General features: G+C 67.3%; 20 protein-coding genes and 1 tRNA gene. 9 read left to right on the forward strand and 12 right to left on the reverse strand.

Translation table 11 applies throughout. The annotated features are described in order from the left end of the window. Positions 1 to 32 precede the first annotated feature (32 nt). A complete protein-coding gene (locus AC07YH_RS16970) occupies positions 33 to 1346 on the reverse strand; it encodes a CitMHS family transporter (RefSeq protein ID WP_494748132.1) in 1314 nt (437 codons plus the stop codon). Then, complete coding sequence (locus tag AC07YH_RS16975; protein WP_494748133.1) at positions 1346 to 3511, reverse strand: TonB-dependent receptor; 2166 nt, start codon at positions 3509 to 3511, stop codon at positions 1346 to 1348. The genes AC07YH_RS16970 and AC07YH_RS16975 overlap by 1 nt, the downstream gene beginning before the upstream one ends. A 122-nt stretch (positions 3512 to 3633) precedes the next feature. On the opposite strand from AC07YH_RS16975, the gene AC07YH_RS16980 reads away from it, so the two are divergent. Further along, complete coding sequence (locus AC07YH_RS16980; protein ID WP_494748134.1) at positions 3634 to 4803, forward strand: citrate synthase; 1170 nt, start codon at positions 3634 to 3636, stop codon at positions 4801 to 4803. 57 nt (positions 4804 to 4860) lie between these two features. On the opposite strand, the gene AC07YH_RS16985 is transcribed toward AC07YH_RS16980, so the two are convergent. Beyond that, positions 4861 to 5664, reverse strand: a complete 804-nt coding sequence (locus AC07YH_RS16985; RefSeq protein ID WP_494748135.1) for an SDR family NAD(P)-dependent oxidoreductase — start codon at positions 5662 to 5664, stop codon at positions 4861 to 4863. 63 nt (positions 5665 to 5727) lie between these two features. Next, entirely contained in the window at positions 5728 to 6525 is a 798-nt protein-coding gene (locus AC07YH_RS16990) for an SDR family NAD(P)-dependent oxidoreductase (RefSeq protein ID WP_494748136.1), read from the reverse strand. 113 nt (positions 6526 to 6638) lie between these two features. On the opposite strand from AC07YH_RS16990, the gene AC07YH_RS16995 reads away from it, so the two are divergent. The 3 genes from AC07YH_RS16995 to AC07YH_RS17005 all read left to right on the forward strand — a co-directional run bounded on the left by AC07YH_RS16995 (position 6639) and on the right by AC07YH_RS17005 (position 9368). Then, positions 6639 to 7616 carry a GlxA family transcriptional regulator gene (locus AC07YH_RS16995; protein WP_494748137.1) on the forward strand — a complete coding sequence of 326 codons (978 nt, stop codon included), beginning with the start codon at positions 6639 to 6641 and terminating at the stop codon, positions 7614 to 7616. A gap of 134 nt (positions 7617 to 7750) precedes the next feature. Further along, on the forward strand, positions 7751 to 8173 hold the full coding sequence (locus AC07YH_RS17000) for a tautomerase family protein (RefSeq protein ID WP_494748138.1): 423 nt from the start codon (positions 7751 to 7753) through the stop codon (positions 8171 to 8173). A gap of 319 nt (positions 8174 to 8492) precedes the next feature. Then, entirely contained in the window at positions 8493 to 9368 is an 876-nt protein-coding gene (locus AC07YH_RS17005; protein ID WP_494748139.1) for a type 1 glutamine amidotransferase domain-containing protein, read from the forward strand. A 169-nt stretch (positions 9369 to 9537) separates the two neighbouring features. On the opposite strand, the gene AC07YH_RS17010 is transcribed toward AC07YH_RS17005, so the two are convergent. Together AC07YH_RS17010 and cpdR are read right to left on the reverse strand one after the other, a co-directional pair. Continuing rightward, positions 9538 to 9612: transfer RNA gene (locus AC07YH_RS17010), tRNA-Val, on the reverse strand. A gap of 121 nt (positions 9613 to 9733) precedes the next feature. Then, complete coding sequence (gene cpdR / locus AC07YH_RS17015) at positions 9734 to 10090, reverse strand: cell cycle two-component system response regulator CpdR (protein WP_004616083.1); 357 nt, start codon at positions 10088 to 10090, stop codon at positions 9734 to 9736. 157 nt (positions 10091 to 10247) lie between these two features. Between cpdR and AC07YH_RS17020 the strand changes: the two genes are divergently transcribed. Further along, positions 10248 to 11171, forward strand: coding sequence for an N-formylglutamate amidohydrolase (locus AC07YH_RS17020; RefSeq protein WP_494748140.1), 924 nt, complete (start codon positions 10248 to 10250; stop codon positions 11169 to 11171). Positions 11172 to 11178: 7 nt separating this feature from the next. On the opposite strand, the gene AC07YH_RS17025 is transcribed toward AC07YH_RS17020, so the two are convergent. Further along, on the reverse strand, positions 11179 to 13575 hold the full coding sequence (locus AC07YH_RS17025) for a KAP family P-loop NTPase fold protein (protein ID WP_494748141.1): 2397 nt from the start codon (positions 13573 to 13575) through the stop codon (positions 11179 to 11181). A gap of 652 nt (positions 13576 to 14227) precedes the next feature. Here AC07YH_RS17025 and typA point away from each other — a divergent pair. Then, on the forward strand, positions 14228 to 16063 hold the full coding sequence (gene typA, locus AC07YH_RS17030) for a translational GTPase TypA (RefSeq protein ID WP_494748142.1): 1836 nt from the start codon (positions 14228 to 14230) through the stop codon (positions 16061 to 16063). 338 nt (positions 16064 to 16401) lie between these two features. Then, positions 16402 to 18804 carry a putative bifunctional diguanylate cyclase/phosphodiesterase gene (locus AC07YH_RS17035; RefSeq protein ID WP_494748143.1) on the forward strand — a complete coding sequence of 801 codons (2403 nt, stop codon included), beginning with the start codon at positions 16402 to 16404 and terminating at the stop codon, positions 18802 to 18804. On the opposite strand, the gene AC07YH_RS17040 is transcribed toward AC07YH_RS17035, so the two are convergent. Beyond that, positions 18801 to 19049: a GlsB/YeaQ/YmgE family stress response membrane protein gene (locus AC07YH_RS17040; protein WP_494748144.1), complete on the reverse strand. Its 249-nt coding sequence runs from the start codon at positions 19047 to 19049 to the stop codon at positions 18801 to 18803. The genes AC07YH_RS17035 and AC07YH_RS17040 overlap by 4 nt on opposite strands. An 86-nt stretch (positions 19050 to 19135) precedes the next feature. Here AC07YH_RS17040 and AC07YH_RS17045 point away from each other — a divergent pair, with 86 nt between their 5' ends. After that, entirely contained in the window at positions 19136 to 20308 is a 1173-nt protein-coding gene (locus AC07YH_RS17045; protein WP_494748145.1) for an aminotransferase, read from the forward strand. 505 nt (positions 20309 to 20813) lie between these two features. Here AC07YH_RS17045 and AC07YH_RS17050 read toward each other — a convergent pair. From AC07YH_RS17050 to AC07YH_RS17065, 4 genes are all read right to left on the reverse strand, one after another. Continuing rightward, on the reverse strand, positions 20814 to 23378 hold the full coding sequence (locus AC07YH_RS17050) for a hybrid sensor histidine kinase/response regulator (RefSeq protein WP_494748146.1): 2565 nt from the start codon (positions 23376 to 23378) through the stop codon (positions 20814 to 20816). A gap of 110 nt (positions 23379 to 23488) precedes the next feature. Continuing rightward, positions 23489 to 24253 (reverse strand): SDR family oxidoreductase, encoded by a 765-nt coding sequence (locus AC07YH_RS17055; RefSeq protein ID WP_494748147.1) that lies wholly within the window; start codon positions 24251 to 24253, stop codon positions 23489 to 23491. 167 nt (positions 24254 to 24420) lie between these two features. Next, complete coding sequence (locus AC07YH_RS17060) at positions 24421 to 24612, reverse strand: hypothetical protein (protein ID WP_494748148.1); 192 nt, start codon at positions 24610 to 24612, stop codon at positions 24421 to 24423. Between the two features lie 91 nt (positions 24613 to 24703). Continuing rightward, complete coding sequence (locus tag AC07YH_RS17065; RefSeq protein ID WP_494748149.1) at positions 24704 to 25624, reverse strand: alpha/beta fold hydrolase; 921 nt, start codon at positions 25622 to 25624, stop codon at positions 24704 to 24706. A gap of 205 nt (positions 25625 to 25829) precedes the next feature. Here AC07YH_RS17065 and AC07YH_RS17070 point away from each other — a divergent pair, with 205 nt between their 5' ends. Next, the gene (locus AC07YH_RS17070; protein ID WP_494748150.1) at positions 25830 to 26315 is read left to right on the forward strand and encodes an SRPBCC family protein; all 486 of its coding nucleotides are present in this window, start codon (positions 25830 to 25832) and stop codon (positions 26313 to 26315) included. Positions 26316 to 26402 lie beyond the last annotated feature (87 nt).

Genomic DNA, 26402 nt, shown 5'->3' on the forward strand with positions numbered 1-26402 from the left:
ATCCTTCGGAAACAGGGGAGCCGCGTCGGTCATCAGCCGGCTCGCAGGGGAAAGGCGCCGGTCGCCAGGGCGGCGACGAGCAGCAGCAGGGAAGCGGCGACCGCCCACTTCAGCGAGAAGCGCTGGGCCGCGCCGACCTCGACCTTCAACAGGCCGGTGACCAGGTAGATGGCCGCGATCAGGGGGCTGAGGCCGTGGACGGGCTGGCCGATGATCGAGGCGCGGGCGATGGCGTCGGCCGGCACGCCGAACTTGGCCGCCGTCTCGGCGATCACCGGCAGGACGCCGAAATAGAAGGCGTCGTTGGACATGAAGAAGGTCATCGGCATGCTGATCAGGGCGGTGATCGGCGCCAGGTACGGCCCCAGGCTGGGCGGGATCGCCACCAGGGTCGCGTCGGCCATCGCCTTGACCATGCCCGTGCCGGACAGGATGCCGGTGAAGGCGCCGGCCGCGAAGATCAGCAGCACGACGCCCAGCACGTTCTTGGCGTGGGCCGCCACCCGCGTGCGCTGGGTGGCGATGTCGGGATAGTTGACGATCACCGCGATCGCGAAGGCGCCCATCATCAGGGCCGGCAACGGCGCCGCGCCGGTGACGAGGCCGCCGACCAGGGCCAGGGTCAAGGCGAGGTTGAACCCGGTCAGCTTGGGCCGCTTGGCTTGCGCCTCGCCGGTCTCCACCAACGGCGCGCCGGCGTCGACGGGGTCGAGCGGTTCCAGGGTCAGCGCTCCCAGGCGCTTGCGCTCGCCCAGGCCCAGCCACCAGGCCAGGGCCAGGACACCGGCCAGGCCGGCGACCATGGCCGGGACCATCGGCAGGAACACCGCGCTGGGCTCCAGATGCAGGGCGCTGGCCGCCCGCGCCGTCGGTCCGCCCCAGGGCACCAGATTGACGATGGTGTTGCTGAGCCCCAGCAGCAGGGCCAGGATCAGCGGGTTCAGCCGCAGCCGGCGATAGACCGGCAGCAGCGCCGAGATCGTAACCAGCGCCGTGGTGGCGCCGTCGCCGTCCAGCGACACCACCATGGCCAGCAGCGCCGTGCCCAGGGTCACCCGCGCCGGGTCGTCGCCGACCGTCTTCAGCACCCAGCGCACCAGCGGGTCGAACAGACCCGCATCGATCATGATCCCGAAATACAGGACCGCGAAGGCCAGCATCAGGGCGGTGGGCGCCAGCTGGGTGACGCCCTTGACCATCATGACGCCCAGCTGCGGCCCGGCGCCGGCGAACAGGCCAAAGACGATCGGCACGATGATCAGCGCCGTCACCGCCGACAGACGGTTGGTCATGATCAGCGTCATGAAGCTGATCACCATCAGGAAGCCGAGCACGGCCAGGGTCATCAGTAGCTCCAGCGCAGCGTCGCGCCGACCGTGCGCGGCGGGGCGTAGATCGCCAGGTTCGCGCCTTGGAACACGACCTGGTGGGTCTTGTAGATGTCGTTGGTCAGGTTCTTGCCCCAGACCGACAGGCTCCAGTGGCCCTCGGCGCTGTCGTAGACGAGGCGCCCATCGACCAGGGTCCGGGGCTTGCGGGTGATGATCTGGTTGTTGTCGAGGTCGTCATAGACCTTGCTCTCGATCGTGGCGTCGACCGCCGCCTCCAGCCGCGCGCCCGAGGCCAGCGGCTGGGTGAAGCTGGGCGACAGCGTCACCTTGTGGCGCGGGCTGCGGGTCATGCGGTTGCCCGAGCGGTCCGCGCCGCGATCGAACAGGCTGAGGAACTTGCCGTCGGTATAGGCATAGGTCGCCGACAGCCGCATGTGCTCGTCGATCCGCGCGTCGATCGAGGTCTCCAGCCCCCGGATCCGCGCCTTGCCCGCGTTGTTGGTGATGGTGTCGAAGCCTCGGGTGCTGCGCACCTGCAGGTCCTGATAGTCGGTCTGGTAGATCGAGGTGTTCCAGACCAGACGCCGATCCATCAGCGTGGTCTTGGCGCCCAGCTCATAGAGCCTGGCCGTCTCGGGATTGAACGGCGTTGTGGCCGAGGTCGCCGTCGAGGGCGTGTCCTGGAAGCCCCCGCTCTTGAAGCCGGTCGAGATCACGCCGTACAGCATGACGTTCTCGGAGGGCGAATAGTCGCCGCCCAGCCGCCAGGTCAGCTTGTCCCAGTCGTGGCTGGCCGTGATGGCGTAGCGGGCCGAGGCGCGCAGCAGCGCCGTCGAGTCCAGATTGTTGAGCGCATAGTCCTTGTCGTCCTGGGAATAGCGCAGGCCGCCGAAGACGTTGATCTGGTCGGTCACCGGCCAGGTGGCGTCGCCGAACACCGCATAGCTCTTGGTCGTCGCGGCCTGGATGAAACGGTCGCGCGCGGCGTAGGTGGCCGGCGGGGTCGGGCGGGACTTGATGTCGCCCCACAGCGTGTCGATCCGATCGGTGTCGCCGCTGTAGTAATAGCCGCCGATCACCCAGCGCAGCTTCGAGCTGGGCAGGGCCGACAGCCGTACTTCCTGGCTCTGGAAGTGGCTCTTCTCGTCCTGCGCGCCGCGGAAGTTCAGGGCGTAGATCGTCGGATTGCCGCCGTCGAAGTCCTCGGCGTAGTGGTAGGCCAGGTGACGGTACGAGGCGATGTAGGTCAGGGTCGCCACCGGCAGGTCCCAGCTCAGATTGGCGCGGGCGCCCCAGGTGTCGCGGTCGTTGCGGCCGTTGGTCTCGGCGTAGAACTGGTCGCGCTGGCGATTGACGCGCCACAGCGCGCTGGCCGGCGCGGTCGGGTCCAGCTCGAAGCTGTGGCGGGCGTCGGCGGCGCCGCGATCGCGCGTACCGTCGATGGCGAACAGAGCCGTGAAGGTCTCGGTCGGCTTGAACAGCAGCTGCAGGCGGCCGCTGGTGGTGTCCTGGTCCTCGGCCGCGCCGCCGGCGAAGGCGTTCTTGGTGTAGCCGTCGTGGGTGCGCTTGCTGAGGCTGAGGCGCACGGCGGCCTTGTCGCCGACCGGCGCGTTGACGAAGCCCGCCCCTTCAAGGCGCTTGTAGTCGCCGACCGTCACGGCCGCGCCGGCGTCGAAGGCGTCCAGCTTCGGACGCTTGCTGAAGACGCTGACCGCGCCGCCGACCACGTTCTTGCCCAGCAGCGTGCCCTGCGGGCCTTTCAGCACCTCGATCCGATCGACGTCGAAGGCGTCGAACGCCACCGCGGACGGGCGACCATAGTAGACTTCATCGACGAACACCGAGACCGACGGATCGCCCGCCGCGCCGCGGTCGGACGAGCCGATGCCGCGCAGCACCGGCCGAGGCTGGCTCGAGGGGAAGTTGTCGAAGGCCAGGCCGGGGGTTCGGTTGGCGACGTCCTGGACCTGGACGATGCGCGCGGCCTCGATCTGCTTGGCCCCGAACACCGAGAGGGTCAGCGGCACGTCCTGCAGGTTCTCGGCGCGTTTCTGAGCGGTGACCACGACCTCGTCCAGGGCGAAGGGTTCAGGCGTCGGGGCGGTCTGGGCCAGCGCCGCCGACGTCGTCGACAGAGACAGGACACAGGCCGATCCCAGCAGGCCAAGGCGAGCTTTCATGGTCATTCCCTCCATTGCGCTTTCACATTGACGATTTTCATCAATGCGTATTTTCTTGATGCGCTTGAGGCGATACGAGCCATTAGCTATTGACTACGTCAATCTGTACGGATTTTGTCAACGTGAATAGCGACACCCTGTTCATGTCCGCCGACGAGGCCGCCGACACCCTCGGGGTCAGCCTGCAGACGCTGTACGCCTATGTCAGCCGCAAGGGCATCCGCTCGGAAAGGCAGCCCGGCTCCAAGGCGCGGCGCTATTGGCGGGCTGACATCGAGCAGGCCCGAGGACGCGGCAAGCCGGCCGATCCATCCGCCGGCCTCATCAGGTCCACGGCCATCACCCTGATGACCGCCAAGGGGCCATTCTATCGCGGCGTCTCGGCGATCGATCTGGCCGAGACGGCCACGCTGGAGGACGTCGCCTGCCGGCTGTGGAACGCGCCCGACGCCTTCGCCGAGGCGACGCTGTCGACGCCGCCCGCCTTCGAGGCCGCCAACCGGGCGTTCGCCGGCCTGCCCCGCATCCCTCGGGCGATCGGACTGCTGGGCCTGATGGAGCACGCCAACCCGCGCGCCCACGACCTGACGCCCGCCGGCTACGCCCGCGCCGGAGCGGGTGTGATCCGCTGTTTCGCGGCGATCGTCTGCGACGGCGATCCGCTGGAGGATGGCCTGCTGCACCAGATCCTGGCGCGATCGCTGAAGGCGCCGGCCAGCTATGACGACCTGATCCGGCGCTGCATCGTCCTGGCCGCGGACCACGAACTGGACCCGACGACCTACGCCGTGCGGGCCGCCGCCAACACGGGCGTCACGCCCTATGGCGCGGTGATGGCCGGGCTGGTGGCGGGACGCGGTCGCCGGCTGCACCTGGGTCGCGCCGAGACGGTCTCGCGCTTCGTCGACGAGATCCTGGCCGGCGATCCGAAGGAGGTGGTGCTGTCGCGCTTCCGGATCGGCGAGCCCCTGCCCGGCTTCGGCGGGCACCTCTACGCCGACAAGGACCCCCGCGCCCAGGCGCTGATCGCCGCCCTGGAGCGCGTGGTCGCGCCGGCCGCCTTCGCGCCGCTGCGCGCGGTCATCGACATCGCCGACGACCTGATGGGCGTGGGCCCCGACTTCATCGTGCCGACCCTGTTCCTGGGCAAGCTCCTGGGCCTGAAGGGCGAGGAGCTGGCGGTCTCGACCGTCGGCCGCATGGTCGGCTGGATCGCCCACGCCCTGGAGCAGTACCAGGATCACGAGCTTTTCCGACCCCGCGCCGACTATACCGGTCCGCTGCCGGCATAGGGCCTGGGAGCGGTTCGCCGGGCGGCCGTCGCCCGGCGAACCCCATGGACCCGGAAGTCAGATCTGGGCGAGGCCGCCGTCGACGAAGACCTCGCTGCCGTTGACGAAGCTGCTGTCGTCCGACGCCAGGAACACGACCACCTTGGCCACCTCCTCGTCGCGGCCGGTGCGCGCGAGCGGGGTGATCGAGGCGGCGAAGGCGAAGAAGCCATCGACCTGTTCCTTCGGAAGGTCCGACTCCGACCAGCCGGGCGTGTGGATCACGCCGGGGCTGATCGCGTTGACGCGGATGTTCCTGCCCTTCAGGTCGCTGGCCCAGGTGCGGGCGAAGGACCGGACAGCCGCCTTGGCGGCGCTGTAGAGGCTCCAGTTCTCAAAGCCCTTCGACCCGACGATCGATGAGCTGAGGATGATCGAGCCGCCCTCGCCCATCAGCGGCAACGCGCCCTGCACCGTCCAGATCACCCCCTTGAGGTCCGCGCCCAGCAGGCCGTCGACATGCTCCTCCGTGAGCGCGCCGAGCGGCGCGGGGGCCGCGTAGCCCGCATTGGCGAACACCACGTCGATGCGGCCGACCTCGGCCTTCACCTGGTCGTAGAGACGCGCCATGTCGGCGGGCTTGGCGACGTCGCCTTGCACGCCCACGGCGCGGGGGCTCTTCCAGCCGAAGTCATAGCCCTCGGGACGATCGGCGCGGTCGGCGGCGTTCAGCGCCGCGACGACATCGTCGAGCTCGGCTTGGCGGCGGCCCGTGAGATAGACCCGCGAGGCACCCTCGGCGAGAAAGCGCTTGGCGGTGGCCAGGCCGATACCCGAGCTGGCGCCGGTGACGATGGCGATCTTGCCTGCGAGACGGGACATGACGTCCTCCATTCTGCCGTTGGATGAAGCCGGAGACGGAAGCGTCGCCGGCTTCGGGGTCCGTCACGCGACCTGGTAGCGCGGCGCCGGCTTGGGGTTGCGGAACTTCGAGCCCATGGCGCGACGATCCTGTTCCCATTGGGTCCAGGCCTGGGTCTCGTGGAGGGCCGGGATGGTCACGATCTCGCCCGCGTCGAAGCCGGCCAGCGCCGCGTCGACCAGGTCCTCGGCCCGCATGGTGGTGTCGGACGTCTTTTGCGGCGCATAGCCGGCGACGTCCCAGAACTCGGTGGCGGTGGCGGCGGGCAGCACGGTCTGGACGCGCACGCCCTTCTCGGCCAGGTCCTTCTGCAGCGAGTGGCCGAAGCTGAGGACGTAGGACTTCGAGGCGCTGTAGACGCCGTTCAGGTTCTCCACGGCGATGGCGACCGCCGACGAGATGTTGATGATGGCGCCCGCGCCCCGCGCCACGAAGGCCGGAGCGGCGGCATAGGTCAGACGCGTCAGGGCGGTGATGTTGAGGCTGATCATCGCCTCCATCGCGTCGACATCGGCCTGCAGGATCGAGGCGACCGACCCGACGCCGGCGTTGTTCACCAGCACGGTGATGGTCGGATCGTCGCGCAGCACCGCCTCGACCCTGGCCAGGTCGGCGGGGTTGCTCAGGTCGGCCGGCAGCGGGGTGACCTGCACGCCAGCTTCCGCGCGCAGGCGCTCGGCTTCGGCGTTCAACCGCTCGGCATTGCGGGCGACCAGGATCAGGTCGTAGCCGCGCTTGGCCAGGCGATCGGCATAGACCGCGCCGATGCCGGTGGACGCCCCGGTGATCAGGGCGACGCCCTTGGAGGAAGGTGTGCTCATCGTATGTCTCCGTCTTCAGCGGCTCGTGATTGAGCCCGTGGACAGAAAGTACGGTTGCGACCCGAAGTCTCAAATGTCATATAGACGTAGATTTAGGACACAAGACGGACGCCATGCGCGACATCGCCTTCCTCGTCTATCCCGGCTATTCGCTGATGGCCCTGGCCATCGTGGCGGGGTTCGAGACCGCCAACGACATGGTCGATCCCGAGCCGTACGAGCTGCACTACGTCTCGGAGATGGGCGGCCGCATCAAGACGTCGGCCGGCCTGACGCTGGAGACCGAGAAGTTCACGGACAAGCCGTTCGACACCCTGGTGGTCGGCGGCGGCGTCATCCAGCCGTCCACGCCCGGGGTGATCGACTTCCTGCGCGAGGCCCCCAAGCGTCACCGGCGGATCGCGGCGGTCTGCACGGGCGCCTTCGTATTGGCCGAGGCCGGGCTGCTGGACGGGCGGCGCGCCACCACCCACTGGATGCACGCGCGCGACCTGCAGCGGGCCTATCCGAAGGCGCATCTGGATGAGGACCGCATCTTCATCAATGACGGACCGATCTGGACCTCGGCGGGCATGACGGCCGGCGTCGATCTGGGCCTGGCCTTGATCGAGAACGATCTTGGCCCCGAGGTGGCCAAGGCCATCGCCCGCAAGCTGGTCGTCTATCATCGTCGCGGCGGTGGGCAGTCGCAGTTCTCGGCCCTGCTGGAGCTGAACCCGAAGTCGGACCGCATCCAGGCCGCCCTCGCCTACGCGCGCGACAATCTGCACAAGCCCCTGTCGGTGCCCGAGCTGGCCGAGGCCGCCCATCTCAGCCCCCGGCAGTTCAGCCGGGCCTTCCACGCCGAGACCGGCCAGTCCCCGGCCAAGGCGATCGAGAACCTGCGGGTCGAGAGCGCGCGCAACCTGATGGAGCAGAGCCGGCACCCGATCGACGTGGTGGCCCGCCAGACCGGCTTCAGCGACCGCGATCACATGCGGCGAGCCTTCCTGCGCGCCTTCGGTCAACCGCCGCAGGTCCTGCGGCGCAATGCGCGGCTCGGAGGGATCGATATCCACGACGAGGCCGACGAGATGGCGAGCGCGATCTAGCTCGGCGCGTCCTGAAACGCCGCCTATTTGACATCCAAAACATCGAGGCGACGGCGTACGTCTGTTGGCGCGCGAAGAGCGGATGGGCATGGCCCCCACCGGCCCCGCCCAGCACATCGGAAGGAACGCCGAATATGCCGTATCTGCAGCTCGACACCCCGTTCACGCACACGCCGGAGCAGAAGCGCCGCCTCGCCCAACGACTGGGCGAAATCTACGCGGCGAAGATGTCGTCCAACATCAACCGCCTGTCCGTGGCGATCCGGGAGCTGGGCGAAGGCGGCCTGTGGCGGTGCGGCGATGGCCCGGACGATCCGCGTCCGGCAGCCATCCTGATGTGCGATATCCGCCGAGGCCGGTCGGCGGCGTTGCGTGGCGAGCTGGCCGCCGAGCTGGTGAAGGCCTGCCAGGAAATCCTGGGACTAAGGGACGACAACCTCAACCTCGAGTTCACCCAGCACGACGGCGACGAGATGTACCACACCCTGTACGGCGGCCTCAGCGACGACTGGGTCGAGGGCCAGGCCGACACGCTCGGGTCCGGCAAGGCCCCCTGACCCTGGCGCGCGTCCCGGAACCCGCGCGACAAATCCAGATCGCGCCCAAGGGGCGCCGGCCGCGAGCCGGGGCCCCTTTTTCATGCCCGTTGTCTCCACTCTCGACCGCGAGCGGACCGCTTTTCAGGGCCGGAAGGAGGAGACAATGAAGGCGTCTCAAATCGCCGCTTATTCGACATTTAAGACGTAACGAGCTCGACCTAGTTTCGGGGCGGATCAAAGACATCCCGCCCGGCCACCCGACCTGGCGCCGCCAAGCCCACGACCCGCGCCGACCCTCAAGATCCGCGCCCGTGACGCCGCTGAAGAGAACGAAACGATGAAACTGAACCTCAAGAACGCCCTGATGTCGGTGGCGGCGATCGCCGCCTTCACCCTGACCCACGCCTCGCCCGTCCAGGCCGCTCCGTCGAAGGGCGAGGTGCTGGTGGTGATGTCCGGCGGGCACATCCTGAACCTCGCGGACGGCAAGCCCTACGCCACCGGCTACTATCTGAACGAGGTCGCCGTGCCGCTGAAGGCGCTGATCGACGCCGGCTACACCCCGGTCTTCGCCAGCCCCAATGGCGACACCCCATCGATGGACGCCAGCTCCAACCAGGACAAGTTCTTCGACGGCGACTCGAGCAAGCGCTTCGCCGCGCTGCGGCTGCTGGAAGGCCAGAAGGGCCTGCATCACCCGCTGCTGCTGTCCAGCGTGGTGGGCCACACCCAGAAGTACAAGGCGATCTTCGTTCCGGGCGGGCACGCCCCGATGGTCGATCTGGTCAAGGACAAGGACCTGGGCACGATCCTGCGCGACTTCCACGCCACCGGCCGCCCGACGGCCCTGATCTGCCACGGCCCGATGGCGCTGCTGTCGACCCTGCCGGAAACCGCGCGCTTCGACGCCGCCCTCAACGCGGGCGACAAGGCCGCCTTGCCGGCCCTGGCGAAGGGCCTGCCCTATGCGGGCTACCGCGTGGCCGTCTTCTCCAAGACCGAGGAGCAGCAGATCGAGGGGCCCCAGCTGGGCGGCCCGGCCCCTTACTATAACGACGAAGCCCTGACGGCGGCGGGCGTCCGGATCGAGGATGCGGCGCCCTGGCAGCCGCAAGTGGTCGTGGACCGCGAGCTGATCACCGGTCAGCAGCCGTTCTCGGACCACAAGTTCGCCGACGCCCTGCTGGCCAAGCTCGCGGCCGCCTCGCACTGAGCGCGCTGAAGGTGAGATCGGCGGTTCGAACTTCGAGCCGCCGGCCCCCCTCGGAGGCCCCCGAAGGTCGCGCGCATGCTGGGGGAAGTTGGGGTGGAGACGTCAGCAACCAGCCGGAATCGCGCAGCCGACTTGGCTACAGGATTCTGATTTCACTGAAGGAAGGGAATGGTGGACGCGACAGGGATTGAACCTGTGACCCCTACGATGTCAACGTAGTGCTCTCCCGCTGAGCTACGCGTCCGCCGAAGCGAACCGGAAGCGCTTCGAGAAGCGTCCCGGCCGGGAAGGTGTGGGGGTATAGCGGCGGCTTGGCTGGCGCGCAAGCCGCCTATCTCATTTTTTCGAGGACTTTTCGTAAGTCCTTATGCCGCCATCATTTTTTCCACCTCGGCGACCAGGTCGCGCAGGTGGACGGGCTTGGACAGCACCTTGGCGCCGGCCGGGGCGCGGTCCTGGGCCGAGAGGGCGACGGCGGCGAAGCCGGTGATGAACATGATGCGCAGGGACGGATCGCGCGCGGCGGCCTGGCGGGCCACCTCGATGCCGTCCATGCCCGGCATGACGATGTCGGTCAGCAGCAGGTCCCAGGGATGCTCCAGATGCTGGACGGCTTCCTCGCCATCCGCGCAGGCCTGGACTTCGAAGCCGGCGCGTTCCAGCGCCCGGGCCAGGAAGCCGCGGAGGGAATCATCGTCTTCGGCGAGGAGGATGCGGGCCATGAGGTCACGTTCCAGGGGAAAATTCGTCGATCGGAGAGGCACTTTACCCTGATGTCCGTAAATCGGGGATGAACCTAAACGTCGCGGGCTGTGGACGAACCGACTTCTGGCTGTTTGTCGTTTGACCCGACGCGGCCAGCCTTCGATGATGCGAAGCATGAGCGCCTGGCGGCCCCTTTCGACGGAAGACGCGATCGCACCGCTGGAAACCTTCAGCGGTCCGGCGTTCGAGGTGACGCGCGCCGCGTCGGCCGGGGTCGCGCCGCCGACGGCCCTGGTGTTCGCCTCGCCCCACTCCGGCGACCTCTATCCCGAAGACATGATGGACGCCGCCCGCCTGCCGGTGGAGACGCTGCGCGCGTCCGAGGACGCCTTCGTCGATCGGATCATCGCCGGCGCGCCCGCCCTGGGCGCCGCCACGGTCCGCGCCCGCTTCGCCCGCGCCTATGTCGATCTGAACCGCGAGCCGTGGGAGATGGACGCCTCGATGTTCGACGGCGACCTGCCGGAATACGCCCATGGCCGCTCGGCCCGGGTGGCGGCGGGGCTGGGCACCATCCCCCGCATCGCCGGCGAGGGCCGGCCGATCTATGCCCGCAAGCTGACCTTCGCCGAGGCCAGGGCCCGCGTCGAATTGACTCACCGCCCCTATCACGACGCCCTGGACCGCCAGCTGGCGGCGGCGCGCGCGGCGCACGGCGCGGCGATCCTGATCGACTGGCACTCGATGCCGGCCGCCGCCGCGCGCGGCCAGCGGGCCAAGAACGGCGGCCCTTGCGACATCGTGCTGGGCGACCGCTTCGGCGCGGCCTGCTCGCCCAAGCTGACCGGCCTGGTCGAGCGCGAGTTGGAGGCGCTGGGCTACCGCGTCGTCCGCAACGCCCCCTATGCCGGCGGCTACACCACCGAGCACTACGGCCGCCCGGCCAAGCGCACCCACGCCCTGCAGATCGAGATCAACCGCGCGCTCTATATGAACGAGACGACGCGGGAGCCGACGGAGGGACTGGCGCGGCTGACGGCCGACGCCCAGGCCCTGACCAAGGCGCTGGCGGGGCTGGACGTGGGGGAGCTGAAGTAGCGCGCCATTAGGCCGGCGGCTTCCTTTTCGCCGTCGGAGCCTTTGCTCTTGACCGCGTGGGCGCCTTGATGGCGGCGCCGCCCCTTTCCTCCTTCGAGCTACCCAAGGTCGGCGGCGGTTTCGGACTGCTCCGACGACTGGATGCGGCAGGCCGCTTCGGACTTGTCATGTCCAACAGGCGCCGCGCGGCTCCAACCCGCCCGCTATCCTCTGCGATCGTCGACCAGCGCGCTTCGAGATCGGCGCGGACCCGAGCGCGCTGCGCTTCGTCCATCGCGGGCGCATAGTCGAGAAGAATCTGGATGCACCAATAGTGCTCGAAGGGCGTCCGGAAGGCTCCGTTGTACGTGAGGAGCCATGAAAGATTGGCAGCGTTTACGTCGACCGACGCTAGTACGATCCGCATCAGGCGTGCTCCGTCCGTGGCGTCGGGCGCGGAAAGCGCCAAAGCCAGGTCCGGGGCCGACAAGCTTTCCGCCAGCGCGATGGCCTCATGGACCAGGGCCGTCATCTTACGGGTTCGCCCCGCACCGGCAGGCTCGCCTGCACGGATGGCTTCGTAGCGACGACCAAGCTCAGCGAACGCGGCGATTACCCGGTCGGAAGGATCCATCGGTCGCTGTACGCGCGGAAGCACAGATAACAGCCGCCTGATATCGAAATTCGTGAGCGAGCAACCATCGGACATCGCCTCGGGACGACATCCGTGGGTGAGCAGATCAATCGCGCCGGGCTTGTCCAGCCAATGATAGGCGGCAGGACGCGCCTCGACGTCGCCCAGAGCGGCGATCTCAAGCTTGCCAAACAGGTCCCGATCCTGCTCCAGCATGAAGCGAAGATCGGGGAATCTCAGGAGCAAGGCGACGCATTTGCCGATCTGTTCCGGCGAGACGTCGGGCTCGCGGTCCATATCGCTGTCGAACAGCCCTTGGTCGTTGGCGATGTAGAGGGCGAGGCGGAACGTGCTGATGAACTGCTTGATGCGTCGCGGATTGTGCTCGAACACCCCGCTGACGATCTTCACGACGTCGCGGATCCGCTTGGAATCCCCCTCCATCTTGCTCTGGAACTTGCGTCGCCGCCTCTCCAGTTCGACCGGAGTAGGCTCGGCCGAAACAGGCGCGACCTCGGCCACCGATCGCGTGCCCCCCGGCCAGACCGTCCTGAACCAAGTCACCCAGTACTCCGCGAGCCTCGCGCTCCATCCCGGCCGCGCCGCCGGAGCGCGCTCGCCCGCGAACAAGTTGTCGAGCGCATTCTCGCCCGCGATGGGCAGGGAGAAGCTGATCTGGATGAACTTCTCCAGATAGCCGTAGCCGAAATACAGCGGCGTATAGTTGTCCTTTTCGTCGTTCGGCTTCCAATGGGCGCTGTCGCGCAGGAACGGCAGGATGTCCTTGTATTTCTGGGCGATCCCCGCGGCGACCTTCTCGCGGTCCATGCCGATGACGAACACCAGGTTCTTGGAGTCTCCAATCATCAGGTTGATCGCCTGCATCAGGTCGGCGGCGCGCGGCACGTCGCAGCGGTCCAGATCGTCGATGAAGATGAAGATGCGCCGATCGCCGGCATAGGCCTCGATCAGCCGGTTCAGATCGAGATGAAAGGTCTCGATGAACGCGGTGTGCCCTTCATAGTCGGGCTTGGAGATGTATTTCTCCAGCTTCAGGGAGAGGGGCAGCTTGATCGAGGCATAGACCTTGCGCAGCCCGGCCAGGCCAAGAGCCGCCGTCGCGCCAAACGCCCCGGTCGAGGCCAGAAGGCCCAGGGCCTGCGCGGCCAGCTTCGAATCCTGCTTGCCGTTCAACCAGCCGAAAAGGCCGCCCAGCCACTGCGGGTAATAGCGAGCGACGCTCCACGCCACGAGGCCACAGGCCAGCAGCAGCAACACCGCCCACAGCAGGCGGAGGATTTCGCCATTCAGCCGCTTCAGAAACAGCAGGACGTCTCCCTGCCAGGCGCGGATCAGGCCGACCTCCTTGCGCAACGACTTCACGAAGGCCAAGGCGAAGGCCGCCCAGAGCGCGTCCTGTTTGTCGTGACGCCAGGCGTTGAAGCGGACGCACAGCGCCCTGCCCCTGGCGTCCTTGACGGGTCGCGCCGAAGACCCCAGTCCGCCCAGCCACCGAGGCAGTCGCTCCAGGATCGGCGCCTTGACCCTGCTCCCGCCGATCGCGTTCTCCAGCTGCAGCATGAACGACGACTTGCCGCTTCCCCACTCGCCCTCGATCGAAATCGTGAATGGGGGCCTGGTCGCCGGGGCGGTCAGGAAAAGCGCTATGGCTTCGACATAGGGTGTGAAGCCCAGGCTATCGACTGATGTCGCCTGGTCGCCCAAAGCGTTGGGGGCGATGCTGTCAGCTTCAGGCTCGATGGCGCGAGTCGCCCGTTCCGCGTCCGTCATCCAGATTTCGCCCCCGCGATTCCGGCGTGGCTCGACATCCAGCCTTCACGCCAGATGCGAAGGCTAACACGACACACTATCTGGTTGAATACCTGACGGCGGTTCCGGCCCGGTGACGTTCGATCGCGCTCCGCGCACGGACCAAGTCCCGCTTAGAGCCCGTCCGAAGACCACGCGTTGTGAGAGCTTGGCGTCCCTTCCCGGCCACAGGCCAAAAAAAAGCCCGGCGAAACCGCCGGGCTAGTTCATTAGGGAGGAAACGCCCAGGAAGGGCAGAAGCGGCAGCGCCGCCTCACAGGAATGTTTATAGGGTGCGGCGCAAAAACAGGCAAGTAAAAAAGATGACGTTAATGTCGATTTTTTGACAGGGGTTTAGCGCAACCCGTTGTGGGGCAAGGATCACGGAACGACGCTATCTATAACTGCCTTATTTTTAGTCATGCTGCGCTGCACAATTTGTTGCGTTTGAAACGGTCTCTACTGAGAACACCGCGCAAACCCAAGCCTCATAAGGCTTTGTTGATGACACCGGTTACCTGTGACAAGTCTTTCCAATCGTCAGGGGTGGATAAATCGGCCGCAGTCGCGTAAAAGCCGCGCGCCTGACGCGTACAGCGTCATCCCTATTCCTCCCGAAAGTCCGTCCGCTCCCATGTCCATGCGAAATATCGCCATCATCGCGCACGTCGATCATGGCAAGACCACCCTCGTCGACCAGCTGCTGGCCCAGTCGGGCGTCTTCCGCGCCAACGAAGCCACCACCGAGCGCGCCATGGACTCCAACGACCAGGAGCGCGAGCGCGGCATCACCATTCTGGCCAAGTGCACCAGCGTGCTGTGGAACGGTGAAGCGGGCGAAACCCGCATCAACATCATCGACACCCCCGGCCACGCCGACTTCGGCGGTGAAGTCGAACGCATCCTGGGCATGGTGGACGGCTGCGTCCTGCTGATCGACGCCGAGGAAGGCGTCATGCCGCAGACCAAGTTCGTGCTGACCAAGGCGCTGAAGATGGGCCTGCGCCCGATCCTCTGCATCAACAAGGTCGACCGCGCCCACGCCGATCCGGACCGCGTCCACAACGCCGCCTTCGACCTGTTCGCCGCCATCGGCGCCACGGACGAGCAGCTGGACTTCCCGCACATCTACGCCTCGGGCCGTTCGGGCTGGGCCACGCTGGACATGAACGTGCCCAGCGACAACCTCGCCCCGCTGTTCGACCTGATCGTCCGCCACGTGCCGGAACCCAAGCAGATCGCCAAGAAGGACGCGCCGTTCCAGATCCTGAACGTGCTGGTCGAAAGCGACCCGTTCCTGGGCCGTCTGCTGACCGGCCGCATCGAGAGCGGCAAGGCCGTTCCCGGCATGGCGATCCACGCCCTGGACCGCGAAGGCAAGGAAATCGAGCGCGGCCGCATCACCAAGGTGCTGGCTTTCCGCGGCCTGAAGCGTTCGCCGATCGACGAAGGCGCCGAAGCCGGTGACATCGTCGCCATCGCCGGCATGTCGAAGGCCACCGTCGCCGACACCCTGTGCGCCATCGAAGTGACCGAGGCCCTGCCGGCCCAGCCGATCGATCCGCCGACCATCTCGATGACCGTCTCGGTCAACGACAGCCCGCTGGCCGGCCGCGAAGGCGACAAGGTCCAGTCGCGCGTCATCCGTGACCGCCTGCTGAAGGAAGCCGAATCGAACGTCGCCATCAAGGTGACCGAGACCAGCGAAGGCGACGCCTACGAAGTCTCGGGCCGCGGCGAACTGCAGCTGGGCGTTCTGATCGAGAACATGCGCCGCGAAGGCTTCGAGGTCTCGATCTCGCGTCCGCGCGTCGTGTTCCAGAACGATCCGGAAACCGGCAAGCGCCTGGAGCCGATGGAAGACGTCATGATCGACGTCGACGACGAGTTCTCGGGCATCGTCATCGAAAAGCTGTCGCTGCGTAAGGCCGAGCTGAAGGACATGGGTCCGTCGGGCGCCGGCAAGACCCGCATCCAGCTGGTCGCTCCGTCGCGCTCGCTGATCGGCTATCAGGGCGAGTTCCTGACCGACACGCGCGGTTCGGGCGTGCTGAACCGCGTGTTCAGCCACTACGAAGCCTACAAGGGCGCCATCGACCAACAGCGCAAGGGCGTGCTGATCTCGAACTCGGACGGTGAAACCGCGGCCTACGCGCTGTGGAACCTGGAAGAGCGCGGCGTGATGTTCGTCGGCGCCGGCGAGAAGACCTACCTCGGCATGATCATCGGCGAGAACGCCCGTTCGGACGATCTCGACGTCAACCCGATGAAGGCCAAGCAGCTGACCAACGTCCGCGCCTCGGGCAAGGACGAGTCGATTCGCCTGACCCCGCCGCGCCGCATGACCCTCGAACAGGCCATCGCCTATATCGAGGAAGACGAGCTGGTCGAGGTGACCCCGAAGAACATCCGCCTGCGCAAGCAGATCCTGAACCCGTCGTTCCGCAAGCGTCGCGTCAAGGAAGAGTAGGCTTCTCGCCTCTTCGAAAATTGGGCCGCCGTTCGAAAGGACGGCGGCCTTTTTCTTTGTGGCCTATCCCCCGTTCCCGTTTCCCCGGCGAAGGCCGGGGCCCAGATGGAGAAGCGCGAGAGTGGGTTCTAAGAACGCCGCGCCCTTCCAGTCAGTCCAAACGCTCCGAGATCTGGATCCCGGCTTTCGCCGGGAAGAACGGATGAGGCGAATACCGCTCCGCATTCGATTTCACGCGCCGGTTTGCTCAAGCGATACGCGGGCTTAACCACGGATTCACCCGGACGAACGAAGGTTTGCTGGGGGAGCTTCCACTCCGGATGAGACGAGGGTCGCGCGTGCGCGCCATCACCAGCTCGATGATCGGCCGCGGCCTGGCCGCGCTGGCCGAACGCGTGAGCCCGGCCGTGCCCGAGGCCATGGCCGGCCGCGTGCGCATGGAGCAGGTTCAGAGCATCCTGCGCATGACGCCCGTGATGATGGGCGCCAACTTCGTCATCGCCGTCCTGGTCAGCCTGGCCGCCATGACCGGTCCGCACCGGGCGCCCGTGACCATCTGGGCGACGCTGGTGATCAGCTACGCGCTGCTGGGCCTGCGCGGCTGGTACGCCGCCAAGCGCCGCAAGGGCGGCAAGTCCACCATCTCGGCCAGAGGCGTGCGCCGCATCGTGCTGCAGGCCGGCATCCTCGGCCTGCTGTGGGGCGCGTTGCCGATCCTGACCATGCCCAAGGAACAGGGCTTCGCCGGCGCCATGCCGATGCTGGTCGCCTCGGTGCTGGCCGGCATGATCGGCTGCGGCGGCTTCGCCATGCTGACCCTGCCCGCCGCGGCCCTGGCCTATTCCACCCCGATGGTGGTCGGCGCGCTGTGGGTGCTGGCCACCAGCAACGATCCGATCCTCTACGCCCTGGGCGGCCTGCTGATCTTCTGCCACCTGGTCGTCAGCATCTCGTGCCTGTCCCACGCCAAGATCTTCGTCGAACGCCTGGTCGCCGCCGACGAGCTGGAGAAGCAGAAGCAGGTCGTGTCCCTACTGCTCAGCGACTTCGAGGAAGGCGCCAGCGACTGGCTGTGGGAGGTCGATGCGGCCGGCAGCATGACCTACGTCTCCGACCGCATGGCCGCCGCGGCCGGCGTCGACAAGGACGTCCTGATCGGCCGTCCGATGTCTGAGCTGTGCGGCGCGGCCGAGGCCCCGAGCGGTCCGGTCGCCGCCCTCTCGTCCCTGTTCGCCGAGCAGAAGACCTTCCGCGACGTGGTCGTCTCGATCGGCGTGGGAGAAGAGACCCACTGGTGGTCGCTGTCGGCCAAGCCCGTGCACGACCTGGACGGGGCCTTCATCGGCTTCCGGGGCGTCGGCGCCGACATCACCCAGGCCCGCGAGGACCAGGCCCGCATCTCGCGCCTGGCCCACTACGACGTGCTGACCCAACTGCCCAACCGTCTGTCGTTCCTGCAGGCCCTCTCCAAGGCCTGGACCGAGCATGGCAAGCCGGAAGGCGCCGGCTGCGCCGTGCTGTGCCTGGACCTCGACCATTTCAAGGGTGTCAATGACAGCCTGGGCCACCCGATCGGCGACGCCCTGCTGATCCAGGCCGCCGCCCGCCTTCGCGATTGTGTCGGCCCGCAAGGCCTGGTCGCCCGCCTGGGCGGCGACGAGTTCGCCGTGGTCATCGCCCCGTCGCCGGGCGCCGAGGCGCTGGGCGACCTGTCCCAGGCCATCGTCGACACCCTCTCGGACCCCTACGACGTGCGCGGCCACAACGTGCTGATCGGGGCCAGCGTCGGCATCGCCGTCGCCCCGTTCGACGCCGAGGATCCCGACGGCCTGCTGAAGAACGCCGACCTGGCCCTCTACCGCGCCAAGGGCGACGGGCGCGGGGCCTATCGCTTCTTCGAGACCGCCATGGACGTCTGGGCCCAGGAGCGCCGGGCGCTGGAGCTGGACCTGCGCGACGCCCTGGCCAACAACGAGCTGAAGCTGTTCTTCCAGCCGCTGATCGGCGCCCACGAACACGAGACCACCGGCTTCGAGGCCCTGCTGCGCTGGCAGCATCCGCGCCGGGGCCTGGTGCCGCCGGCCGACTTCATCGAGTGCGCCGAGCAATGGGGCCTGATCAACAAGATCGGCGAGTGGGTGCTGCACGAGGCCTGCCGCACGGCCGCCGGCTGGCCCGCGCACCTGACTGTCGCCGTCAACCTGTCGCCCAATCAATTTGCTTCAGGCGATCTGGTGGCCCAGGTCAGCGCCGCCTTGCAGGCCTCGGGCCTGGCGCCCGGCCGTCTGGAACTGGAGATCACCGAGGGCCTGCTGCTGCACGACAGCGCCAAGACCCTGGAGCAACTGGCCGCCCTGAAGGCCCTGGGCGTCAAGATCGCCATGGACGACTTCGGGACGGGCTATTCCAGCCTCGCCTATCTGTGGCGGTTCCCGTTCGACAAGATCAAGATCGACCGCTCGTTCGTGGCCGAGATGCAGGACAACACGGCCATCGCCGACATCCTGCGCACCATCGCCCTGCTGGGTCAGACCCTGAACCTGCAGGTGACCGCCGAGGGCGTCGAGACCCCCGCCCAGGCCCAGCTGCTGGCCGACATGCGCTGCGACACCTTCCAGGGCTTCCTGTACGGGCGTCCGATGCCGGTGGGCGATATCCCGAGCTTCCTGCTGTCGAACCTCGCGCGGCAGATGCGGCGCGAGGACGACGGTGACGACGCGGCCGAGGCCGAAGCCGTCTAGGACTTCTTCATCAGCCCCAGCAGCCACAGCAGCAGGATCGCGCCCAGGGTCGAGATCACCAGGCTGCCGACCCAGCCCCAGAAGTGGATGCCCAGCATCCCGGCCAGGAACGCGCCCAGCAGTGAGCCGACCAGGCCGACGATCAGGTTGGTCCAGAAGCCGTGATCGCGGTTCATGACCTTCTCGGCGATCCAGCCGGCGAACACGCCGATGATGATGGCTCCGATGAATCCGACGCCGTGCATGCTCATGCCCTCCTTGGAAGCTGCGCCGTAGAAATGCACGAGTCGCGGCCGGGTTTCAGAAATCTCGCGTCGTGTTAGGCAAAGACATGGTCCATCCCGTCTTCGACAACCTGCCCACCACGATCTTCGAGCGCATGAGCGGCCTGGCCCGCCAGCACGGCGCGATCAATCTGGGCCAGGGCTTTCCCGACGACCAGGGCCCCCTGCCCGTTCGCGAGGCGGCGGCGCGGGCGCTGATCGAGGGTTCCAACCAGTATCCGCCGATGCGCGGCCTGCCCGAGCTGCGCGCCGCCGTGGGCGGGCACTATGGCCGGACGCAAGGCCTGGAGCTCGATCCGGACACGGAAATCGTCGTCACTTCGGGGGCGACGGAGGCCCTGGCGGCGGCGTTCACGGCGCTGATCTCGCCCGGCGACGAGGTGGTGCTGTTCCAGCCGCTGTACGACGCCTACCTGCCGCTGGCGCGCCGCGCGGGCGGCATTCCCCGACTGGTCCGCCTCTCCCCGCCGCAATGGCGCTTCGACCGGGCGATGCTGGAGGCGGTGTTCAGCGACAAGACCCGGATGGTCGTCCTCAACAGCCCGTTGAACCCGGCCGCCGTCGTCACGCCGGAAGAGGACCTCGCCCTGCTGGCCGAGTTCTGCGTGAAGCACGACACGGTCGCCGTCTGCGACGAGGTCTGGGAAGCCGTGGTGTTCGACGGCCGCGAGCACAGACCCTTGATGAGCTTCCCCGGCATGCGCGAGCGGACGGTGAAGATCGGCTCGGCCGGCAAGCTGTTCGGCATGACCGGCTGGAAGGTCGGCTTTCTCTGCGCCGCACCCGCCCTGACCAAGGCCCTGGCGGCCGCGCACCAGTTCTTGACCTTCACCACCCCGCCGAACCTGCAGGCGGGCGTGGCCTGGGGCCTGGAGCACCACCGCGCCTGGTTCGACGAGATGCCGGTGGAGATGCAGCGGTCGCGCGATCGGCTGACCGCCGGGCTAAGGGCGGCGGGCTATGTCGTGCTGGAGAGCCAGGGGACCTACTTCCTCAATGTCGATCTGACGGCGTCGGGGATCACGGTCGACGATGTGACCTTCTGTGAGCAGACGGTCGTGGAGTTCGGCGTCGCGGCGATCCCGGTGTCGGCGTTCTTCGCCGAGAATCCGGTGACGAACGTGGTGCGGCTATGCTTCGCCAAGGCGGATGCGACGCTGGATGAAGCGGTGCAGCGGTTGGCGGCGGCACGAGCTGAATTCCCCCACCCGTCGACATAACAATCTAGGGGCAGCCGAAAAGCTCGACTGCCCCGCCGTTTGGTTCAACCTCAGTTGCCTACCGATAGTGAGACTTCACAACCAGACGCCAGCGGATAGCTCCCTGTGCCGCCGTGTGCTGATGGTGGTTTTGCGGCGGGATATTGTTGCCCAACACGAAAGTCGCGCTCTGACCACAGCCTTCGCACCGGTAGATGCCGGAATATGGAGTTTCGGTGTTAGGTGCGTGAAGCGTATCAAACTCTGCACTTGCTGATTGAACGAGAAATTGAGGGTATTTGTAGTACGCCATTTTATAAGGCTCCGTGAGCCGGAATGGCATTGACTGAGACTCGCAATCATAGACAGATTGTAGTCGTTACAGTGTCGCAGCCATTACGAGCCGTTGATACAAGGTCCACGGCGCGGCAACGTCGTGGACCAACATCCTCACTCGCGAATCGCTCCACCAAAACGGGCACGGCGATCACTTTTTTGTGATCAATACTTGCCCTTTACTCTTCGCCTAGAGCGCGCTCAGCCCCGCCGCCAGTTCACGCGCCATGCCTCGCGCCAGGCAGCGGTCCATCACCGACAGCAGGTTCCGCAGGTCGATCGGCTTGGCGACGTGCGCGTCACAGCCGGCTTCCAGGCAGGTCTTGATCTGAGCCGACATCACGTCCGCCGTCAGGGCGATCACCGGCAGGCGCGCGAAGCGCGGATCGGCCCGCAGTCGGCGCGTCGCTTCCAGCCCGTCCATCACCGGCATGTTGACGTCCATTAGCACCAGATCGATCGGTTCGCGCGCCAGGGCGTCCAGGGCCTGCTGGCCATTCTCGGCCTCGACCAGCTCGCACGCGAACGGCTCGAGGAACAGGCGGATGACCCGGCGGTTGACCGGATGGTCATCGACGACCAGGACGCGACGGCCTTGCAGCTCCGCGAAGCCGGCCTCCTCGTCGCCCGCCTCGGCTTCCCAGACCGGGACCTCGGAGGGCTCGGCGGCGTCGACCAGCATCTCGATGGTGAAGACCGAGCCGCGGCCTTCGTCGCTCTCGACCGTGATCTCGCCGCGCATCATCTTGACCAGGCGGCGGGTGATGTTCAGGCCCAGGCCCGTGCCGCCGAAATTGCGGGTGGTCGAGGCGTCGGCCTGGGTGAAGGGCCGGAACAGCTTGGCGACCGTGGTCTCGTTCATGCCGATGCCGGTATCGGCGACCCGCAGGCGCACCCGGACCCGGCCGTCCGCTTCCGGATAGCAGGCCAGCCCCACCTCGACCTTGCCCACGGTCGTGAACTTCAGGGCGTTGGACACCAGGTTGGTCAGGCACTGGCGCACCCGCACGCCGTCGAACATCAGCGGCCCGGGCGCCTCGCTCTCCAGCTTGAAGGTCAGGGCCACGCCCTTCTCGCGGGCCGTGGGCTGATAGCCGCCGACCAGGCGGGCGCAGGTCTGCACCAGGTCGCCGACCGTCGGCGCGATTTCCAGCTTGCCGGCCTCGATCTTGGAGAGGTCGAGAATGTCGTTCAGCAAGACGAGCAGCGTGTCGCCGCTGTCCAGGATCAGATCGACCTGCTCGCGCTGCTCGCCGGTCAGGGTTCCGGCGCGCAGAGCCTGGGCCAGGCCCAGCATGCCGTTCAGCGGCGTACGCAGCTCGTGGCTCATCACCGCCAGGAAGGCCGACTTGGCCTTGTTGGCGGCCTCGGCGTGCTCCTGAGCGCCCTTCAGGCGGCGCGAGGCGCGGCGCTGGTGGACGGCCCAGGCGACGCCGCCGGCGACCAGCACGCCCAGCAGCAGGGCGATGACCACCGAAGCCCGCGCCAGGCTGCGCGACAGCCGCACCTCCTCGGTCAGGCGGCGGCTCTCGTCGCGCTTGGCCCGCAGCTCGCTGTCGAGGGCGGCGGACATCTCGGCGACGCTGCGGGCGTGGGCCTTGTCGGTCTCGGCGCTGTTGGTCCGACGCCAGGCGTCCAGTTCGCGGAAGGCCAGGTCGCTGCGGCCCTCGGCCTGGTCGATATAGGCCTGGACCAGGGCCTCGACGTGCGGATCGCGCTGGGTCAGCACGTTGGGCACGGTCTTGAGGCGCTCCAGGTCGGCGCGAGCGGCAGGGGCCATGCCCAGTTGGGCCTCGGCCTGGGCGCGCTGGCGCAGCAGGATGACTTGCAGCCGGCGCGTAGGGTTGTCGAGCTCCGCCTCGGCGCCCTTCAGGCAGTCCAGCACCTTGCGTGGCTGGTTCAGGATCAGGGCGATGCGACCGCACAGATGCTGGTCCCAGGTCAGCAGATCCTTGTCGCCCTCGGCCACGACCATTCGGTGGTGCAGGTCGGCCATCTTCTGGGCCGCGCCCAGCTCGCCCAGGTCGGCGGCGGTGTAGGCGATGTCGTAGATCCGCTCGATCTTGCGGATGTGGAAGGCGTCGCGCTCGTCCAGGCGCACGGCCTGGGCCATGTGGTCCAGCGCGCCTTCCTTGTCGCCGATATCCGACAGCGTGTAGCTGTGCACCTGGTGCAGCTCGGCCAGCACCGGCTGGGCCACGCGGCCCCGGCGCTCGATGTCGACGGTCAGGTCGGCGGCCAGGCGCGCGGCCTCGGCCCAGCGTCCCACCTGCCCCAGATGGCGGACACGCTCGATCCCGGCCATCACCCGGATGTCGGGACCGGACTGCGTCAGATATTTGCGCCAGTCGCCGTCGGTGAAGGCGCGGAAACCGTGGGTCTCATGGCGATAGGCCAGGGTCTCCAGTTCGACCAGGGTCGCCAGGGTGGTGTCGTGATCCCGCTTGGCGGCCTCGCGGGCCTGCTCGGCCCAACTGTCGAACCGCCCTTCGATCTGGTTGCTCTTGTAGGCGTAGAGCACCCGCCACAGGCCGTAGAGCCGGGCCTGGCCGCGATCGCGCAGGGCGCGGCGGCCGGCGCGTTCGATATCCTCGTTGTCGCGCGGCGGGTTGCGGACCTCGTGGGCGCCGATCTCCTGGGCCAGCTGGTCCAGGCGCTGAGACAATAGCTGGGATGGGGGCGCGTTGCCTTGCGCCTGCGCGGCGCCGGCCACGAGGGACCCGATCAAGGCGAGAAAGACGAGGAGGCGCCGCAAATCCGGTTTCCTGGGAACTGCGGCCACCCTTCGAGGCGATAGATGTAGGACCGGTTAAGCAAGTCGCGACGGTTGCGCGACTTCGAGCACACCCTTCCAGATTTGGCCGTCTAGATGGTCGCCCCGCCGTCCACCACCAGCGCCTGGCCGGTCATGAAACTGCCGGCCTTGGAGGCCAGATAGACCGCCGCCCCGGCCAGCTCGTCCGGCTCGCCGATCCGGCGCAGCGGCACGCCGGCGGTCGAGCGCTTCAGGGTCTCGGGATTGTCCCACAGCGCCTTGGCGAAGTCGGTCTTGATCAGGCCGGGCGCGATGCAGTTGACCCGCACGTTGTCGGGCCCGAACTCGTGGGCCAGGTTGCGGGCCAGCTGGAAGTCGGCGGCCTTGCTGATGTTGTAGGCCCCGATGATGGCGTTGCCGCGCAGGCCGCCGATCGAGCTGACGATGATGATCGAGCCGTCCTTGCGGGCCTGCATCTCGGGCGCGACCATCGAGATCAGCCAGTGATTGCTGATGATGTTGTTGTCCAGGATCTTGCGGAACTGATCGTCGCTGATCCCGGCCAGCGGGCCGTAATAAGGATTGCTGGCGGCGTTGCAGACGCAGATGTCGACCTGGCCAAAGGCCTTGCGGGTCTCGTCGACCAGGTTCTGCAGGTCGTCCTTGGAGGCGATATTGGCCGGGACCGCGATAGCCGTGCCTTCGCCGTGCTTGGCGTTGAGGGCGGCGGCGACTTCCTCACACGGTTCGAGCTTGCGCGAGGAGATCACCACCTTGGCGCCGTGCTCGGCCATCCGCTCGGCGATGGCCTTGCCGATGCCGCGCGAGGAGCCGGTGATGATCGCCACCTTACCGGTCAGGTCGAAGAGGTTCATGGCGCGCCACCCTAAAACGTTTGTTTGAACGCAGAGTGGGACGGCGTCGGCGGACGGTCAAGTGAGGCGCCGAAACCTCGTCCTTCGACAAGCTCAGGGTGAGGTTTCTACTCGAACGCTTCAGTAGCCCTCATCCTGAGCTTGTCGAAGGACGAGGGCAGGCCCGCCTACTCGTGCGGATGCGCCCGGCCGAGGCCTTCGGTCGGAGCGTCCTGGTCTTCATCACCCGCGTCCTCGGTCACCACCTCGGACGGCTCCGCTTGGCGGGCCAGGTCGCGGGCGCCGACGCCACCGCCTTGCTGGATGTTGCGCTCGACCTCGACGCTGGTCGGTTCGTAAGCGTCTTCACGTTCGGGCATGACGGGTTGCTCCTGCTCTAGTCCTAAGAGCCAACGACGCGTCGGCCCGGCGAAAGTTCCGCAGCCGGACCGACACGTCTTGAACGAAAGCCTAGTTCAGGAACCCCGTGATGATCGCCGTCGTCGCGGCCGGCTGTTCCTCCATCACCCAATGGCCCGAGTTGGGCAGCACCTTCTCGGTCACGTCGCTGGCCACGAAGCGCAGCACCGCCGCCTGGTTGGTCCCGAACGAATGGTCGGCGCCGACCGCCAGCACCGGCATGGGCAGCTTGCCCTTGGCGGCGAAAGCCTTGTTGTCCTCGGCGTCCTGGGTGAAGGCCTTGAACTGCTCGAAGGCCGAGTGCATCGCGCCGGGGCGGGCGTACAGCGCGGCATAGTGCTCGCGCGTCTGCTCGGTGATCGAGGCCGGGGTGAACGACAGCTCGTTGTAGAAACGGTCCAGATAGATGCGCTCACGGCCGGCGACCAGGCGCTCCATGTCCGGGCCGCGGAAGTTGAAGTGCCACAGCATCGGCAGCTTCAGGATTTCCTCCCAGGGACCGATGCCCGGCAGCGGGGCGTCGATCACCACCCACTTGCTGATGCGGTCGGGATGCTCGGCGGCCAGGGCGTAGCCGACCATGTTGCCGATGTCGTGGGTGACCAGCTGGGCCTTCTGGACCTTCAGGGCGTCCATCACCGCGGCGATGTCCTCGCCTTGGGTCTTCTTGTCGTAGCCGCCGGCCGGGTGGGCCGACAGACCCATGCCGCGCAGGTCGGGGACGATGACCGTGTGGGTCTTGGCCAGTTCCTTGGCGGCTGGAGCCCACATGTCGCCGGTGTCGGCGAAGCCGTGCAGCATCACCACCGCCGGGCCCGTCCCGCCGACGCGCACGTGCAGGGTCGTGCCGTTGACGGCGATGTCGCTGGCCTTGAAGCCGGCGGGGAAGGCTTCGACCGCGTAGGCCGAGGTCGAGGCGAAGAGCGTGGACAGGGTGAGAGCGGCGAGCGCGCCGGCGAACTTGCGGGTCATGGTCGTTTCCTTGGTAGGTCGGACCGTCCGACCGTCGAAGGACAACATCGGCGTTTCGGGCGCGCGCCTCTGTGCTGGAGCCACCGGGATTTGGCGAATTCCATCGCCGAACGCCGTTCGTCAGAATTTTTCGTGACGACTGTCGGGACGACTGGATCAACGCCGTCCTTGGGGCGAGAACTGGATCAAACACGGAGACGCTCAGATGCCGCTCGACACCGCCACCTTCCCCGCTGACCGCGAACTGGTCCTGGAACGGATCATCGATGTGCCACGTGAGAAGCTCTACAAGTGCTGGACCACGCCGGAGCTGATGCCGCAGTGGTTCTGCCCCAAGCCCTGGACCGTCTCCAACGTCCGCATGGACGTGCGCACCGGCGGCAACACCTATCTGGAAATGAACGGCCCCAACGGCGAGGTCATGCCGCAGCCGGGCGTCTATCTGGAAGTCGTCCCCAACGAGAAGATCGTCTTCACCGACGCCTTCACCGAGACCTGGCAGCCGTCCGCCAAGCCGTTCATGGTCGCCATCGTCACCTTCGAGGACCTGGGCGACGGCAAGACCCGCTACCGCGCCGTGGCCCGCCACTGGAGCGCCGAGGACAAGGCCGCCCACGAGCAGATGGGCTTCCACGAGGGCTGGGGCATCGTGGCGGATCAGCTGGCCGCGCTGGCGGCGACGCTTCCGTAGTTCCTAGCCCCAAGCCCGTCTCCCCGGCGAAAGCCGGGGCCCAGATGGAAGAGCGCTGGGTTGGGTTCTAAGAACGCAGCGCCCTTC

Source organism: Caulobacter sp. GW456-12-1-14-TSB4, assembly GCF_059424195.1.

What these genes read in the sequence shown, in the direction of transcription:
- AC07YH_RS17005 (WP_494748139.1), top strand. Translation starts at nt 8,493, where the DNA reads ATGAAACTGAACCTCAAGAACGCCCTGATGTCGGTGGCGGCGATCGCC.
- AC07YH_RS17020 (WP_494748140.1), top strand. Translation starts at nt 10,248, where the DNA reads ATGAGCGCCTGGCGGCCCCTTTCGACGGAAGACGCGATCGCACCGCTG.
- AC07YH_RS17000 (WP_494748138.1), top strand. Translation starts at nt 7,751, where the DNA reads ATGCCGTATCTGCAGCTCGACACCCCGTTCACGCACACGCCGGAGCAG.
- AC07YH_RS17025 (WP_494748141.1), bottom strand. Translation starts at nt 13,575, where the DNA reads ATGACGGACGCGGAACGGGCGACTCGCGCCATCGAGCCTGAAGCTGAC.
- AC07YH_RS16990 (WP_494748136.1), bottom strand. Translation starts at nt 6,525, where the DNA reads ATGAGCACACCTTCCTCCAAGGGCGTCGCCCTGATCACCGGGGCGTCC.
- AC07YH_RS17065 (WP_494748149.1), bottom strand. Translation starts at nt 25,624, where the DNA reads ATGACCCGCAAGTTCGCCGGCGCGCTCGCCGCTCTCACCCTGTCCACG.
- AC07YH_RS17045 (WP_494748145.1), top strand. Translation starts at nt 19,136, where the DNA reads ATGGTCCATCCCGTCTTCGACAACCTGCCCACCACGATCTTCGAGCGC.
- AC07YH_RS16970 (WP_494748132.1), bottom strand. Translation starts at nt 1,346, where the DNA reads ATGACCCTGGCCGTGCTCGGCTTCCTGATGGTGATCAGCTTCATGACG.
- AC07YH_RS17040 (WP_494748144.1), bottom strand. Translation starts at nt 19,049, where the DNA reads ATGCACGGCGTCGGATTCATCGGAGCCATCATCATCGGCGTGTTCGCC.
- AC07YH_RS16995 (WP_494748137.1), top strand. Translation starts at nt 6,639, where the DNA reads ATGCGCGACATCGCCTTCCTCGTCTATCCCGGCTATTCGCTGATGGCC.
- typA (WP_494748142.1), top strand. Translation starts at nt 14,228, where the DNA reads ATGTCCATGCGAAATATCGCCATCATCGCGCACGTCGATCATGGCAAG.
- cpdR (WP_004616083.1), bottom strand. Translation starts at nt 10,090, where the DNA reads ATGGCCCGCATCCTCCTCGCCGAAGACGATGATTCCCTCCGCGGCTTC.
- AC07YH_RS17055 (WP_494748147.1), bottom strand. Translation starts at nt 24,253, where the DNA reads ATGAACCTCTTCGACCTGACCGGTAAGGTGGCGATCATCACCGGCTCC.
- AC07YH_RS17070 (WP_494748150.1), top strand. Translation starts at nt 25,830, where the DNA reads ATGCCGCTCGACACCGCCACCTTCCCCGCTGACCGCGAACTGGTCCTG.
- AC07YH_RS17060 (WP_494748148.1), bottom strand. Translation starts at nt 24,612, where the DNA reads ATGCCCGAACGTGAAGACGCTTACGAACCGACCAGCGTCGAGGTCGAG.
- AC07YH_RS16975 (WP_494748133.1), bottom strand. Translation starts at nt 3,511, where the DNA reads ATGAAAGCTCGCCTTGGCCTGCTGGGATCGGCCTGTGTCCTGTCTCTG.
- AC07YH_RS16985 (WP_494748135.1), bottom strand. Translation starts at nt 5,664, where the DNA reads ATGTCCCGTCTCGCAGGCAAGATCGCCATCGTCACCGGCGCCAGCTCG.